Here is a 15,093-nt window from a genome sequence, read left to right as displayed (position 1 = left end):
GCCGATCGGAGCCCGCGCGCGCCCTCGGTGGACTACTGGGTCTCGGTGATGCGGACGGCGGCCTGGCCGGAGAAGCGGACGCTGGCGTTGTGCGGCGCGGCCTGCACCCACTGGTCGAACCCGTCGAGCGAGCACTTCATGACGTCGGGCGGGGTGGGGGAGCCGTCGGGGCAGGTGCCGCCGGCGACGTACAGGACGGTGTCGTCGGCGGTGAAGAAGGCGACGTTGCCGACGAGGAACTTGCCCGGGGCCAGGTAGCGCAGCCGCCCCCACTTGGTGGTGATCTGCTGGCCGCCCTGCGGCGCGGGCGGGGTGTGCTGGACGACCGGGGCGCCCTGACCGCCCGAGCCCTGCGGGGTGGAGGCGCCCGGGGTGGACGGCGTGGACGGCGTGGAGGAGCCGCCCGGCGCCGGGGTCTCGCTCGGTGCCTGCGTGGAGCCGCCGGGCGTCGAGGACGGCGCCGCCGCGGTCTTGCCGCCGCCGTTGCCGCCGCAGGCCGTCAGGCCGAGCGCCAGTGCCGCCGCCACTCCGCCGATCACGATCTTCCGCATGGGTCGCCGCTCCCTCTCTCGGTGCGCGGCCTCCGTGGTCGCGCTGTGCAGGGTGAGATGCGGACCCGTCCCCGCGGGGTTGGCGCCGCCGGACGTGATCAATCCGACCCGCCGCGGCCCGAACCCGCGCCCCGCCGCGGGCGTCTGGATGTCCAGAGAGCACACAGAAGTTCGCGCATCCCCGGAATCTTTTCCGAGGATGCGCGAGCGGCCTCCACCGCCGTGGACCCGCTCACCCGCACTAAGCGTCGCGCCTTGCACATTGCTCCCGATCGCCCCCTTTTCGGGCGACTCCGTATAGGTCATATCTTCTCAAGGTCAAGCTCCGAGGTATGCCGTCTTGAGGGCGGCCCCGGAAGGGCAGGAAGGCAGCCGGGGAAAGGGAAGGACAGTGCCGGTGGGAGCACCGGAAGGGGAACCGCGATGCCGTCCGATGACGCCGAGCTGCCGACGCCGGACTTCACCTTCGACGCCGACGCGCAGGGCGCCTGCGTCGCGGGGATCAGGCCCTACCGCTGCGGCTCCTACCGCCTGGAGCCGAAGACGGTGTCCGGCAGGTTCGTCGTCCACAACTACGGCCACGGCGGTGCCGGCATCACGCTGAGCTGGGGATGCGCGGCCAAGGTGCGGGACTTCGTCCAGGCGCGGATCGCCACGTCGCACGAGACGGAGGTCGCGGTGCTCGGCTCGGGCGTCATGGGCCTGACGGCGGCGACGCGCCTGCTCGACCTCGGCCTCACCGTCACGATCTACGCCGACCGCATGTTCGCCGACACCACGTCCCATAAGGCCGGCGGCCAATGGGCGCTGTCATTGGTCGAATACCAGGGCAAGGACAGCGAGCTCAAGGACATCCTCACCACGGCGTACACGACCTTCAAGTGCGGCATCGGCCAGGGCTTCGGCGTCTCCGAGCGCCCCAATTACGCCTCGAAGAAGACCCACAACCTGGAGGAGGTGCTGCGTATCGCGCCCTCCCTGATCCCGCCCCGTGTGGACCTCCCGCGGATGCCGTTCCACGGGCACCACAACCCGGGGCACCTGTACCAAACCCTGCTGATCGAACCGCCGACCTTCCTGAAACGGCTGGTGGACGACCTCAAGGCGCGCGGCGTCCGGTTCGTGCAGCAGAACTTCGCCGACCAGGCGCACGTGTTCCGCACGGTGACGCAGAAGGTCATCGTCAACTGCACCGGCTACGGCGCGAAGAAGCTCTGGAACGACACGGCCATGCACCCCATCCGCGGCGACCTGGCGATGCTGCGGCCCCAACTGAACCTGCAGTACCTCTACAGCCAGAACGGCTACATGTTCCCCCGCAGCGACCACGTCGTCATCGGCGGGAACTTCGACTGCACCGAGAACGAGCAACCGAGCAAGGCGGAGTGCAAGAAGCTCGTGAGAGCGATCGCCATGAACTTCGGCCTCGCACCGCCGATGGCGATCCCCGAGAACTTCATCCAGCATCCGCGGATCACCGAGTGGCTGAGGCAGCGCCGCCTGGCCCCCGCGGACACACCCTGCGACCCGCCCTGCAACCCGGTATGACCTCCACCGTCGCCGACTACGTCCTGAGGCGCCTCGCCGAGCAGCACGTGGACACGCTGTTCGGCGTCCCCGCCGCCTACTGCTCGGACCTCTTCGACGCGGCCGGCGCGCACGCCATCAAAACCGTGGTCACGGCGAGCGATCTCGAAGCCGGGTACGCGGCCGACGGGTACGCGCGCGCGAAAGGCCTCGGCGCTGTCGCGGTCGCCTACGGCGTCGGCACGCTCAGCATGATCAACGCTCTTGCCGGGGCGTACGTCGAACGCAGCCCGGTCGTCGTCGTCAACGGCGGCCCGAGCCCCCACAGCATCGAATCCCAGAAGAACCTCGACATCGTCTTCTCCCATTCGATCGGCCGCCCCGACACCGACCTGAGCGCCTACGCACTCGTCACCGCGAGCGCGGCCCGGGCCGTCACCGCCGCCGACGTGCCCGCCGTGGTCGACAACGCGATCGCGACCGCCCTCAAGCGGAAACGGCCGGTCTACATCGAGATCAACCTGGACCTCTGGGACAAGCCCTGCCCGGCGCCGACCGGACCGCTCCCCCTCACCGACCCGCCGGCCGGCACCGAGAAGCAGCTCGCGGCCACGATCGTCGGCCTGATCCGGGCCGCGACCTCGCCGCTCGTCCTCGTCGGCACAGAGATCCAGCGGTACGGCCTCGCCGACAAGGCCGCCGACCTGATCGCCAAGCTCGGGACGCGCTGGTCGACCGCCCTGCTCGCCAAGTCGGTCCTGCCCGAGCAGGGCAACGGTTGGGTGGGGGTCTACGACCCGCCGCACTCGGCCCCGGCCGCCGCGCACGCCGTCCGGGACGCCGACCTGCTCGTGATGCTCGGCTGCGTCCTCCCCAACGGCTACGCACCGCTCGTGACCAGCGGCATCGGACGCATCGTCACCGCCTACGACGGCAAGGTGAGGATCAAGGGAGCCCCCAAACAGAACGCCGAGCTCGCCGCCCTCGTAACGGAACTCGTCACCGAAGCGGCGAAGGCGCCGCCCCGCCCCGTCCCCGCCGGCGTACAGCCCACCACCCCCGCCCCCGCCACCGGCGCCCTGACCTACCGCCAGGTCTACGAGCGCGTCGGCGCCGCCCTGGACGAGTCCTGGCTCGTCATCTCCGACACGCTCCTAGGCGTCGTCTCGGCCGCGAACCTGCCCGTGAAGGGCCGGGACGCGTTCATGTGCAGCGGCGTCTGGGCCTCCATCGGCCATTCCGTCGCCGCCGCCGTCGGCGCCTCGTTCGGCTCGTCCCGCCGCCCCCTGGTCATCTGCGGCGACGGCGGCTTCCACATGACGGCGCAAGCGCTGTCCACCATGGCGCGCTACGGCCGCGACCCGGTCGTCATCGTGATCGACAACGGCATCTACGCGTACGAGCAGTTCCTCCTCAACAGGAGCTACTTCACCGACCCCAACGCCCAGCCGAAGCCCTACGTCACCCTCAACCGCTGGGACTTCACCAAATTCGCGAACGCCCTGGGCATCCAATCCACCCACACGGCCACCACCGCCACAGCCCTGGACACAGCCCTGACCACCGCAAAATCCTCGACCACCACGACCCTGATAATCGCCCAAACCAACCCCCACGACCTCCCCCAAGAACTCCCCTAACCACCCCGACCAAACAAAACCATAACCACCACGTACCCCCACGTGCGAGATGATATCGCCCCCTCATTGCCCTTCAGCATGCGCAATCAATTAGCGGCTCGACCAGCGGCCCGACAGAATTTTCCACCCTGCAACAGCAACGATTTTGAACCCACGACAACTTAGTCCCGAACTCCAAATTCTGCCCATTCGGGGGTCGTGCAGGTAAAGGTGATCCGCGTTAAAATCCCAGGTAGACAGCCTGTGGCGGTGTCAGCCATTCACGGACAAGGATGGCCCGTCCGCCACCGTCCACGGACAAATCACGGACGGACGATCATGGAGGATCGCGCCTTGGGATACGCGAAGAAGCGCAAGGGCAACAACGGAAAGTACCGCTACACGGCCTGCTACGTCGACATCAGAGGTCGGCTGCGGTCAGCCGGGACATACTCCAACAAAAAGGACGCCGACAAAGCATGGCAACGAGCGGAGGTCGAAGTCTCCAGAGGCCGCACGGGAGACCCTGGCCGAGGAAGACAACGCTTCAAGGACTACGTGGAAGAGACCTGGCTCCCGAACCACCAGGTCGAGGCCACCACCCGTGAGGGCTACACGTACGCGATCTACAGGAACATCATGCCGACGTTCGGCTCGATGCGGATGATCGACATCCTTCCCGAGCACGTCCGCGCGTGGATCACGGCCCTCAAGAACCAGGGCATGAAGCCGGTGTCCATCCGCCACAACAAGATCATCCTCAGCGCCATCTTCACCACGGCGATGGACGACCAGGTCACCTTCATCCATCCCTGCCGCGGAGTACGCACGCCTCCGGTCGTCCGCAAGCCCCTCGAGATCATCACCCCCGAGCAGTTCGACGACGTCTACCACGCACTCCCCGAGGGCTCCTTCCGGCTTCTTGCCGAAACCGAGATCGAGAGTGGCCTCCGCTGGGGCGAGCTCAGCGAGCTGCGCGTGAAGGACCTCAACCTCAGGTCCCGCATCCTCACGGTCAGCCGCACCGTCGTCGAGCTGAACCCGAAGTTCCACCCGGAAGGCCGCCACTTCCTCGTCAAGGACTACCCGAAGGACAAGGAGTACCGCCGCTTCAAGCTCAGCACCCAGATCACCGAGAAGCTGGAAGCCCACATCAGGTCAGCGAGCCTCACCCAAGACGACCTCCTCTTCCAGATGCCACCCCAGGACAAGCCCCGAGCCCGCATCACCGAGATCCCAGACCCAGCCACCCTCGGCCGCACGGAACCGAACGAGAAGGGCCGCACCTACAACCACGGCACCCTCAGCGGCTACACCGCCGGCCGCTGCCGCTGCGACTACTGCCGAGGCGCCTTCACCCTCTACCGAGCCGCCCGCCGCGCGAACGGCAAGGACAACCCACGCCCCCGCCGCGTCCGCGAGACCGACGGCCACATCCCCAACGACTGGTTCCGTCGCAAGATCTGGCACCCCGCCCTGGCCGCCGCCGGCCTCAACTTCAGACCCACCATGCGCGACCTACGCCACGCCCACGCCTCCTGGCTCCTCAACGGCGGCGCCGACCTCCAGGTGGTGAAGGAACGCCTAGGCCACGCCTCCATCGCCACCACAGAGCGCTACCTACACACCCTCCCCGACGCCGACGAAACAGCCCTAGAAGCCCTAGCCAAAACCCGCAACCGCTCAACCACCCGATAGCCGAGAGTGATCGAGGAGAGCCGGATAACCCGGCCCTCCTCGATCACGAGTTCATGCGAACCCGGACGACCTCCATGGGCGCGATGTGTTCCCAGGAACGATCTGATCTGGACAAGTGGCTCCCACTGGAGGGGCTGAATCTGAGCGAGGCGCTCAGGGCACTGTGCAGTCGAGGATTCGGCCGTCCGTCGTCCCCAGGACGAGGCGGCTGGGAGACGGCGCGGTGAGCGACAGTGCAACCGCTGGGGTTGCGCCGACTCGGAGCGAGTGCCTCCAACGCATCGCGCCCGTCACGGCGTCCAGTGCCACGACCGTTCCGGAGGTAAAGGCGGCATAGACCGTGCCGTCCGAGATGTCCAGGGACGTGACGTTGTGGTCGGCGGTGAAAACCCAAGTGACGTTGCCGCTGGGCAGGGCGCGGCGTGCAACGAAGGCGTTGCCTGGCAACAGGCCCCGTCCATTGTGGACGGCCCCGCCATGAACCAGCGCCTCACCCTCCGCATCTCGGACATGGGCGACGGGGCCACCGAACAGGTGGCCCTTGCGGGCGGTGTCCCACTCCAGTGAAAACAGGTCCGTGACGGTGTGCGTCAGCGGATCGAGCCGGGCCACCTGCTTTTCCTCGGCGCCACCCCTTCCCTCGCCCCGCAGGAAGAACAGCTCGGGGCTGTGCCGGACCGCGAACGGGTGATTGAACAGGTCGAACCTGCCCAGCCCTACCCGCCCGGCCTCCTGGACCTCGGGGGAGATCAGCAGAGACTCCTCAGCGGTCGAGGCGAAGTCGACGTCGCGCAGCACCATCCAGCCGTCCGTCCGAGCGGCGAGTGTTATCGGGAAACTCGGCGCAAGGGTGGCTGTGCGGGCACCGTCGGCGAGGGAAAAGCGGACAGCCGATCCAGGGCTGCGCTGCCAGCCGGCCTCGGTGTGCCGGGTTGGGGAGTCCAGCACGACCCATGCTGATTTACCGTCGGGCGTCATGTGGATCTGACGGCCGCCTGCCGGGTCCGACACAGTGAACGCGCGCCGGCCCGTTGGCTCCCAGCACTCCAATGCGATCCGCTCGGACGCCGCCAGGATCCGGCCGTCCGGCAAGGGCTCCACAGCCCAGACCTGTCGCCGCGGCTCCCTGCGACCGTCTGACAGATCATCGAGGACTTGCTCAGGGGACCGGCCGGCCGGAATCGGCGCGAGCAGCGTGACCGGGGCCGCGGTCTCTTCCGGGCGCAGCGGCGCCGGGGCGATCCAGTTGTCACGGATGGCGGTGCACCGGTGCCCTTGAGTGTGAGCATCCGGGTTCTCGTCGTCGGGAGGTGCTAAGACGAAGTCCAGCGTTCGGGCGTCTCGCCATGTCAGGGATAGAACCTGTCGTGGATGGGGCAGGAGCGAGGTGACAGTCCCCGCCGCCAGATCGAGAAGGAGGAGCTCCCCCTCGAAAAGGTAGCCTCCGTCGTAACACCCGGTGCCGACGGCGGCGAGCGGCAGGCTCGGGTGGACCGCGATCGCGTTCACCGGCCATCGTGGCCGGTGCAAATGCCGGCAGGTCGCGCCGTCGAGGTCATAAACGCCGAGGAGGACGTCGCTCAGCCTGTCAGCGGTGCCGTTACCCGCCCACTGCAGCCGTCCTGCATCCCCGCCCACGATCGTGACGCCGAGCCGCTCGTCGACGGCGACCACGCGGGGGTCACCCGTCTCGGCGAACGGCCCACCACCGAGGACCCTCTGGATCTTCAACACCGACCCACCGTAGACGCTACCTTTGGTCGCCTCATCCGGTTTTCCATTGTGTAAGCCCGGGTCACACAGCACTGCGAGGGGCGATTGATTTCTTGCCGTGTTCATGACGACCGTAAGCGTCGGTGACACCCTCGCGGGAACCGTCGCCGAGGTTACGCGATCGGGGCCTCGGTGTTCCTCGGTGACTTCGCCAGCGATCGAGGCGCTGACAGCCCACGCCCTTGTCAGTGGCTTCTGCCTTGTTGTGTGGGCGCGGCTCATGAACCTCGCGGCATAGGTGACGCTCTGCTGATTGCAGCAAGCTCACCGATTTCTTGGAGTCCAGAGGTTGCTCACCGTCCTACGGTTGCCCGCCTGGCCCGTCTAGGCCAGTGATCCACCCGGATCGGTTGCTCACCTGAAAACAGCCGGAACGGGCATTAGTCTCTCGATGGAGAACAAGGGGAGACGATGACTGACGACCGCGCGGCAAACGTTCCGGTGTGGACGCTGGCGACTGCTGACGTCCGGGTGCCCGCTCTGACCGGAGACGAGCCGATGACGGCCGAGCGCCTGGCTGAACTGCGCAGCGTCCTGGCCGCCCTGGCCGACGAGCCAATCGCCACACTCGAGGTGCATCCGCTGCCTGACAAGCTCGACCGCGGCCCGGGTATCCCGCTGGATGCAGCGAGTCCCTTGGCGCAGCACCTGTCGCAGCTCATCACGCAATCAGCGCAGCGTTCCTCCGGGGCGGCCACGGCGACCGCCTCCGGTGAGGCCTTGTATCGCATGGTGGTTCCGGCGAAGTTCGCCGCCCAGCTCGGTCAGGGCATCGTTCGCCCGATGGCATCCAAGGCGGTGGCCGGTGGAATCCGTGGTCCACTCGTGAACTCAACCGGCATCGTCGGCGGCGCGACTTTCGTGCCAGTCGGTAAAGCGGCAGCAGCAGGCGCAGCCGGCGGAGCCGGTACCACAGCCGGCGTCGCGGTCGGAGGTAGCGCGGCGTTCACCGTGGCTGCGCCGCTCGTACTTATGGCCGTAGCGGTGGGGATTAGCGCGCACGCCGACTACAAACGCCAGCAGGCCATCGAGCACATCACAGAACTGTTGGAGCAACTGCACGAAGACAAGCTCGAGGACGAACGCAACCAGCTCGACGGCTGCCGCGACGCCATCGACAAAGCCACCGCCATCCTGCTCGACCAGGGCAAGCTCGGTGTCTCGCTGGGGCTGGACTCCGCGTCATACGCCATCAGCACGGCGCTGGTCGCCGCCGAACGCCGCCTCGCCAAGTGGCGGAGCGCCCTCGACGCGCTGCCCGACGGCGCGCCCGTCGAAATTGGCACACTGACCAAGTCGTTCCCCGGTCTCACCGACGACCGTGGCGGCATATTCCGCGCCCACCTCGAACTCGCCGCGCTCGCGATCGCGCTGGAGCGGCGAGTCATCGTCCTCCAGGCCGTCGAGCATGCTCAGAGCGACCCCGGCAACCCGTTCGAGAACTTCATCCGCAACCTCAGGGATCACCAGCAGCGCCTCGACGACCTGGAGTTGGGCATCGCCGGTGTCCTCGTACGCCTGTCGGCGTTGGAGCTGGCACGCCCGTCCGGTCTGCGGCCCGTCTTCACGACCAGTGAAGTCGAGCGCTTGATGCGCGCGGCGCACAGGGTTCGCAAGCTGGGCGACGGCGTTACGTTTGACGGCCGCGCGACGGACGTGGCGATAGAGATCGCTCGCGATAAGGACGGCGCGGTGGTCGTGTTCCCGGCGCTGCCGGCATAGGTTTGGCGTGCTCGCGCTTAGTTGGTGCGTCGTGTGAGACCGCTCGATTCCTCCTTGCTCCCGCTTCCTAGCCTCGCGACCTTGAGTCCCGCTGTTCGCGCGCATAAGCCGCCCGGTTGAGAGAATTAAGGATGCCGGGCACGCCTCCACTACTTGTCAGCGATTTGGTCTGTACCAACCGCTGATGCTGGAGGCGGGATTGCGTTCCCTCACTCGGTCTGGGCGGTCTGGGTCAGCACCGGCAGGTCCGGCTGCTGCTCCGCGGGCCTGGACATGATGTAGGCGGTTCGGCCCCGCCGCTCGACCTCGCGCAGCAGCCGCCACCCTTGCTCCCGGCAGTAGTAGTCCGCCAGCCGCGCATGAAACGCACCGCGTCGCACATGCGACCGGCTAGTCCGGGCGGCATGGTCCAATGCCCATCGTGCGATCACGTGCCCGAGCCGGGCACCGTCGGTGGGCCGGGTCCAGGTCGACGCCAGAAAGTACGAAGACTCGGCGCGCTCGGCGTCGGTGTAGGCCCATGCCGGGCACTCCTCCAGCACGGTAGTGCAGCCGAGCACAGTCCCTTCGTCCTCCAGCACCCACACCGGCCACTCGGCTTCTCCGAGCTGGCTGGCCAGCGTCGCGGCGACATCGTCGGAGACTCGGAGTTGCCGCTCGCGCCCCCACGCGGCACGGGCAGTCACCATCGCGATGACGCCGGCCCGGTGACGTGCCGGCTTCGCCCGAACCATCAGCACCGCGCTCACTCCTCCGGTCCGCCCCATCGCGTAGGTAGACAGCCTCTAATCAGCTCTGGAAGAGATGCGGTCATTGCGTGCAGGCCGACATCCGTCGTCACCGTGATTCCGGCAACTCCAGCCCCAGCGAGATCAACGTCGCGTACGAACTCCGGATGGGGAACGTCCGCTCATGCCGATGAGCGGACATTCTCGATGCATCCGTGCGGCGTTGGACAGCCGAGGGAGATGAGATTTGCATCCCAATCCGGCCGCCGCACTAGACCCCTCTCATCCCCTGGTAAAGGCGTGTTGAGGTCATGGCCCTAATAGCAGCCTGAAGGTTAGCGCTCGAAGCAGAAGAACCCCTGGTAGACAGGCTGATCACCACGACTACACCCGCTACCTGACCGCCGCCCGCGAGCCGGGCATCCAGCGGTAGCTGGAGAAGGCCGACATCCTCATACTGGCCGACAATGCCTACCAAGGAGCCGAGGTGTCGGTGGTGATCACGACCAAAAGGGCAAGGACGGGTCGAGGTCGCAGCAGCGGGCGAACCGGGCACGCGTCAAGCTCCCGCGGGCCTCGAACGCAATGCCCAGCTCAACTCATGGCGGATCCTACGCAAACTGCGCTGCCGCCCGAACTAGGCTGGCCACCCCACCTCGTCAAAGCCATCGCCGTTCTAGAGAACCACCGCACTACCCACACCACTCAAGGATGAAATGAGTTCACTAGTTCGCGGCTGACGCCGTAGGTGACGGCCAGCTGTCATTGATAGCAGCCGGCGGATGCACTCTCATGCAGCCAGACCGTCCACCTGATGCCGTGTCCTCCGGTCGTACCACGAGCCAGCGTTACAGAAAGTGATGATCTGCAACATCTTGTGATTGGGTCCGGGGAGTGGCCCCCCCTCTGTAAAATGGCGTTGCACCTCATGCGGGTGGCCTGCCAGCCTCTTGGCCATGGCGATTGCTGATGATCCTGCGCTGCCCCTGAGGAACGGGCGCGCGCTTTACTGAGGCGATCGCCCTGGCTGCGGCTCTGGGGGCGAGGCGATATTCGCTGAGGCCGGACGGAAGTTCGGGCTGGGCCGGTGGGCGTTCACGTGGGAGCACGTGCGGGCGTGCTGGGCACCGTCGATGCGGATGTTGTTATGGCCGTATGTGGGTTCTTCGCGCCGCGCCTCGTGCGCTCAGCGTGGGATCGCGCCTTGTCGGTAGGTGCCCGGCAGACGCTCCCGAACCCCTCCGGTTCTGGCAGTGCTGCCTTGCGTCGCCCTGCTCCGTCTGCGTGAGCATCGTGAGTCCGGGCCACCTGCTCGCAGTGGCGGCCGAGGGGCTGTCCGCCCCTGCGCTGAACAGGCGTGAGTTGGAACAGATCAGCAGGCATTCGACGAGACGGTCGGCGAAGCAAAGAGGTGAAGGTTCATGACCACGGTCGTGGAGCACATCCAGAGCACAGATGCGGCGATCTGTCGGAACATCGACTCGCTGCCGGATCAGCGCGCTCTACTGTCACAGAACGTCCTTGCTCAGCTTCGAAACTTGATCGAAGGCACCGCCGTCCGTCTGCACACGGGCACGGATGACGCTGAGTACAACTACGCGGCAATCGATCCGGGACTCGATTTCGTCAAGGCCAAGGCGAAACTGAACTTCCTCGGGAAGTTCCACAAGCTCATCCAGATCAGTGCGTCGCACTACACACTGGACGGGGATGCCTCCGAGCGCCTGATGCTCAAGTACTACGAGTACCTCCTGCGCATCCGCACCTTGCTATGGGACAGCTGCAGGATTGCCGTGCTGGCGAACCTGGAGTCGTTCCCGGTCGATCTCGACCCGTCGCTGCGCGAGTACCACGAGAAGATCGCTGCTCGGATCGAGGTACTGCGTTCGACGGCGTCAGGCAGTGGAGCGCGGCATCGCTACTACATCCATAAGACGCGCCCGTTCTTCGTTGGCGGACGTATCTACTACGAGGTCACCTTTTACCGAGCTGTCAACCATGTCAGCAAGTTTGACCGCATGATCGCGTTCACTGACATCGACATGACCGATAAGTACTCGGCGATCCTGACGCTCCAGCGTGACTCGATCACCGTCCTCGACCAGACGATGCCGATCACGCTCATCAGTGAATGGGAGGTGTCGATTCGGCCTTGCGAATTCGACAACTTCGCGCGTCTCTTGGGCATCACCACCAAGGTCCGGACCAATTCCACCGAGTACGGCTATCTGATGCGGGCTCTGACCGTGGGCTCGGACAGCTTGCTCGATCTAATCGACATGCCCGGTGACAAGTACACGGCGATCAAGGCCGAGGGCACGGTCGGTGTCATCAAGGCGCAAATCTTCCCGGTACTGGACGAGGCACGTCGCATCGTGCGGTCGGCCACTCCGGGACACAACGTCATCCGCTACCTCATGCTTCGGATGCACAATCAGGTTCTCAGGTTGCAGTACAACTGGGAGAGTTGTGAACGTCTGTCCGGCCTGAACCTGCTCTACGGCTGCATCCCGTTCGACCAGATGCCCTTCTGCACCTCACTGCCGGGGCACAACCCGCGCTACTGGGACCTCGTTGAGAGCCTCGACACGACCGACCGAAACCACGAGTTGCTCGCTCGGCGAGTGCGAAACAACGTCGACCGCCACGGAATGCTCTACACGCCCAACGCCGATCTCGAGGAGTTCGGAGACGCCGCCGAGCTGATCGCCACCTACAACAGCTTGCTCTACTACAAGCACCGTGGGCGCCAGCTGCTGCAGGACAAGGGCCAGGTTTTCATCCGCGGATACGAGGACGACACTGTCGCCATCGTCGAGAAGCTACAGAAGTATGCCTCGTCCGGGATCGACGGCTACACGGTAGCCGTCGAAAGCTGGCTAAATGAGGCACCTCGCGGCATCGATGACGAGGCCAAGAGGGATGCGCTCACACGTCTGTTCAGCCAGTCGAAGGTGGCCTTGGTCTACGGCGCGGCTGGCACGGGCAAGTCAACGATGGTCGATCATATCGCGAACTACTTCAACGACCAGACCAAGCTCTTCCTGGCTCACACCAACCCGGCGATCGACAACTTAAAGCGCAGAGTCACTGCCGAGGGCTCGACCTTCCGGACGATCAGCAGCCAGATCTACCAGGCTGCCTCGGATCTGGAGTACGACCTTCTGGTCATCGACGAGTGCAGCACCGTTAGCAACGCTGACCTGCTCAAGGTGTTGGAGAAGACGTCCTTTAAGTTGCTCGTCCTGGTCGGCGACGTCTACCAGATCGAGTCAATCCAGTTCGGCAACTGGTTCAGCATCATCCGTTCGTTCATCCCTAGCGCTTCGGTGTTCGAGCTAACGACTCCGTTCCGAACCACCAGCGAGTCGCTCCTGGGTTTCTGGGGCAAGGTGCGCAACCTCGAGAACGATATCGCCGAGGCCATCGCCCGTAACGGCTACTCGACCGTGCTCAACAAGTCTCTGTTCGAGCCTCAGCGTCTCGATGAGATCATCCTCTGCCTGAACTACGACGGGCTGTACGGTATCAACAACGTCAACCGCTTCCTTCAGAGCAGCAACCCGAACCCGGCGACGACTTGGCGTGTCTCCACCTACAAGGTCGGCGATCCTGTCCTGTTCCATGAGACCGAGCGGTTCCGTCCGGTGATTTCCAACAATCTAAAGGGCCGGATCGTCCACATCAACGTCGCGCGAGGCCAGATCCAGTTCGATGTCGATTTGGACCGGCCGCTCAAGGAAATCGACGTCGGCGGCGGAGATCTGGAGTGGGTGGAGGGCTCGACCGTCCGCTTCTCCGTCTACGACCACGACATCAGCGACGAGGACGACGATTCACTCAACACCTCCGTGCCGTTCCAGGTCGCCTACGCGGTCTCGATACATAGGGCGCAGGGCCTCGAGTACGACTCAGTGAAGATCGTCATCACCGATGCCAACGAGGACGACATCACACACAGCATCTTCTACACGGCCGTCACTCGAGCACGGGAGAGCCTCAAGATCTTCTGGACACCAGAGACGCAGCAGTCTGTACTGAAGAATCTTCAGCGAGGCAGAAGCCCAAAGGACGTCGCAATTCTGTCGAAGCGCCGTGGACTTACGCCCGTCGGTGGGCCCCGGCGTTCTCCATGAGTCGAGGAACACCCAGGCAGGGGTACAGGTAGGAACCGGGAGAACGAGGTACGGAACCTAGAAAGGGAACGGCCAGCGACGTTCACCAGCAGGAACATCCGCTTATGCCGCGTGTGGTTGGTCTGGTCTTGGGTCTGATGCTGGCGCAGCGTCGCAAGTATGACTTCCTTCGATGAGCTTCTGGGCACGCCGCCCGGTGCCGGAACCGCGAGTGGGACGTCCTGCGGCTAGCAATGCTCGCCTACCTGGCCCGCTACAAGGGCGACTCACGCATGCACACCGAGTCGGACCTGCGGATTTACCTGGCCTGGTGCGCCGAACGGCGGCTGGAGCCTTTGGCAGTACGGCGCGCGCAGGTGGAGATGTACGTGCGGTTGCTGCAGGAGGTCCGCCGGCTCCGGCCTTCGACCGTGTCCCGACGCCTGTCAGTAGTGGCGGGCTTCTACCGCACCTGCGTGATCGACGGGATTCTCGAGCACTCGCCCCCCGACCACGTCCGCCGCCCCAACATCCCACCCGAATTTCCCCACGCTCGGACTCTCCATCTGCAGTTCGAGGCTTTGCTGTCGGCCGCACGCGCATCGTCCCATTCCATCGATTTCGCGCTGGTGGCGATGCTCGGGCTGCTCGGGTTGCGGATCTTCGAGGCCACCGGCGCCGACATCGACGATCTGGGCGAGGAACACGGCCACTGGGTCCTACGCGTCGTCGGCAAGGGCACACGGATCGTCCTGATAACTCTCCCGCCGGCGGTCGGCAGAGGGATCGACCGCGCCATTTGCGACCGGACGGCCGGGGTCGATCCTGCTCAACACCCGCGGGCCCCGGATGGATCGGCACGCCGCCACCCGCCGCCTGCGCCGGCTCGCCGCCGCATCCGTCATCCGACTGCCGCGGATGCACCCGCACATGCTCCGCCACACCTTCGTGACCACCAAGCTGGATGCCGGAGTCGATCTGGTTGCGTCCATGGAGGTGGTGTATGAGTTTGACCTGGTCAAATGGTATGGCGTCGTGACGTGAGATGGCCATAGCGTGATCCTGACCAAGGCCGAAGGAGAAGAGAACACGATGGCCGTGGACAACGGTAGAGGGCGTCGATCAGCACGACCAGATACACCGCATCGAGCGGCCGAGCCCGCCAGGCCTCCATCTCCTCCACGACTTTGTCGGTGACCCGCGAGATCAGGTCACGCGAGACCTGGACCTGGTAGATCTCGGCCAGGTGCGCACGGATCTCACCCGTGAGGTCTTTCCAACCTCAATTGGCGTGATGGTGCAGGGCGAGGATCGCCTGGACGATGGCGGTCAGGCGGCTTGGTGAGCAGCGGGCCTTGCG

The 15,093-nt window shown here is 65.5% G+C and carries 11 protein-coding genes and 1 pseudogene; 7 read left to right on the top strand and 5 right to left on the bottom strand.

Going from position 1 to position 15,093, the window contains the following annotated elements; translation table 11 throughout:
* Positions 1-32: 32 nt before the first annotated feature.
* Positions 33-551, bottom strand: coding sequence for a hypothetical protein (locus ABT299_RS02975; RefSeq protein ID WP_190856000.1), 519 nt, complete (start codon positions 549-551; stop codon positions 33-35).
* A 423-nt stretch (positions 552-974) separates the two neighbouring features.
* Here ABT299_RS02975 and ABT299_RS02970 point away from each other — a divergent pair, with 423 nt between their 5' ends.
* The 3 genes from ABT299_RS02970 to ABT299_RS02960 all read left to right on the top strand — a co-directional run bounded on the left by ABT299_RS02970 (position 975) and on the right by ABT299_RS02960 (position 5,395).
* Positions 975-2,099, top strand: a complete 1,125-nt coding sequence (locus tag ABT299_RS02970) for an FAD-dependent oxidoreductase (protein WP_500249582.1) — start codon at positions 975-977, stop codon at positions 2,097-2,099.
* Positions 2,096-3,718: a thiamine pyrophosphate-binding protein gene (locus ABT299_RS02965; protein WP_500249581.1), complete on the top strand. Its 1,623-nt coding sequence runs from the start codon at positions 2,096-2,098 to the stop codon at positions 3,716-3,718. Before ABT299_RS02970 ends, ABT299_RS02965 begins: the two co-directional genes overlap by 4 nt.
* 318 nt (positions 3,719-4,036) lie before the next feature.
* A complete protein-coding gene (locus tag ABT299_RS02960) occupies positions 4,037-5,395 on the top strand; it encodes a tyrosine-type recombinase/integrase (protein WP_500249580.1) in 1,359 nt (452 codons plus the stop codon).
* Between the two features lie 153 nt (positions 5,396-5,548).
* Here the strand turns inward: ABT299_RS02960 and ABT299_RS02955 are convergent, their stop codons facing one another.
* The gene (locus ABT299_RS02955) at positions 5,549-7,129 is read right to left on the bottom strand and encodes a hypothetical protein (protein ID WP_500249579.1); all 1,581 of its coding nucleotides are present in this window, start codon (positions 7,127-7,129) and stop codon (positions 5,549-5,551) included.
* Positions 7,130-7,579: 450 nt separating this feature from the next.
* Here ABT299_RS02955 and ABT299_RS02950 point away from each other — a divergent pair, with 450 nt between their 5' ends.
* Positions 7,580-8,890 carry a hypothetical protein gene (locus ABT299_RS02950; protein WP_500249578.1) on the top strand — a complete coding sequence of 437 codons (1,311 nt, stop codon included), beginning with the start codon at positions 7,580-7,582 and terminating at the stop codon, positions 8,888-8,890.
* A 209-nt stretch (positions 8,891-9,099) separates the two neighbouring features.
* Here the strand turns inward: ABT299_RS02950 and ABT299_RS02945 are convergent, their stop codons facing one another.
* Positions 9,100-9,639 (bottom strand): hypothetical protein, encoded by a 540-nt coding sequence (locus ABT299_RS02945; protein ID WP_500249577.1) that lies wholly within the window; start codon positions 9,637-9,639, stop codon positions 9,100-9,102.
* 1,066 nt (positions 9,640-10,705) lie between these two features.
* Here ABT299_RS02945 and ABT299_RS02940 point away from each other — a divergent pair.
* A complete protein-coding gene (locus ABT299_RS02940; protein ID WP_500249576.1) occupies positions 10,706-10,906 on the top strand; it encodes a helix-turn-helix domain-containing protein in 201 nt (66 codons plus the stop codon).
* A 133-nt stretch (positions 10,907-11,039) separates the two neighbouring features.
* Entirely contained in the window at positions 11,040-13,754 is a 2,715-nt protein-coding gene (locus ABT299_RS02935; protein WP_500249575.1) for an ATP-dependent DNA helicase, read from the top strand.
* A gap of 425 nt (positions 13,755-14,179) precedes the next feature.
* On the opposite strand, the gene ABT299_RS02930 is transcribed toward ABT299_RS02935, so the two are convergent.
* A complete protein-coding gene (locus ABT299_RS02930; RefSeq protein WP_500249574.1) occupies positions 14,180-14,440 on the bottom strand; it encodes a hypothetical protein in 261 nt (86 codons plus the stop codon).
* 115 nt (positions 14,441-14,555) lie between these two features.
* On the opposite strand from ABT299_RS02930, the gene ABT299_RS02925 reads away from it, so the two are divergent.
* On the top strand, positions 14,556-14,777 hold the full coding sequence (locus ABT299_RS02925; RefSeq protein WP_500249719.1) for a tyrosine-type recombinase/integrase: 222 nt from the start codon (positions 14,556-14,558) through the stop codon (positions 14,775-14,777).
* A 64-nt stretch (positions 14,778-14,841) separates the two neighbouring features.
* Here the strand turns inward: ABT299_RS02925 and ABT299_RS02920 are convergent.
* A pseudogene (locus tag ABT299_RS02920) lies at positions 14,842-15,000 on the bottom strand (transposase); the annotation flags it as partial.
* Between the last annotated feature and the right edge of the window lie 93 nt (positions 15,001-15,093).

The organism is Spirillospora sp. NPDC000708 (assembly GCF_040299565.1).
Classification (GTDB): Bacteria; Actinomycetota; Actinomycetes; order Streptosporangiales; family Streptosporangiaceae; genus Spirillospora.
The sequence above is the reverse complement of the archived record's forward strand: the minus strand, read 5'-3'. Positions and strand labels throughout refer to the sequence as shown.

Excerpts from the sequence above, each read along its gene's own strand:
- ABT299_RS02975 (WP_190856000.1), bottom strand. The coding sequence starts at position 551 with ATGCGGAAGATCGTGATCGGCGGAGTGGCGGCGGCACTGGCGCTCGGC.
- ABT299_RS02970 (WP_500249582.1), top strand. The coding sequence starts at position 975 with ATGCCGTCCGATGACGCCGAGCTGCCGACGCCGGACTTCACCTTCGAC.
- ABT299_RS02965 (WP_500249581.1), top strand. The coding sequence starts at position 2,096 with ATGACCTCCACCGTCGCCGACTACGTCCTGAGGCGCCTCGCCGAGCAG.
- ABT299_RS02960 (WP_500249580.1), top strand. The coding sequence starts at position 4,037 with ATGGAGGATCGCGCCTTGGGATACGCGAAGAAGCGCAAGGGCAACAAC.
- ABT299_RS02950 (WP_500249578.1), top strand. The coding sequence starts at position 7,580 with ATGACTGACGACCGCGCGGCAAACGTTCCGGTGTGGACGCTGGCGACT.
- ABT299_RS02935 (WP_500249575.1), top strand. The coding sequence starts at position 11,040 with ATGACCACGGTCGTGGAGCACATCCAGAGCACAGATGCGGCGATCTGT.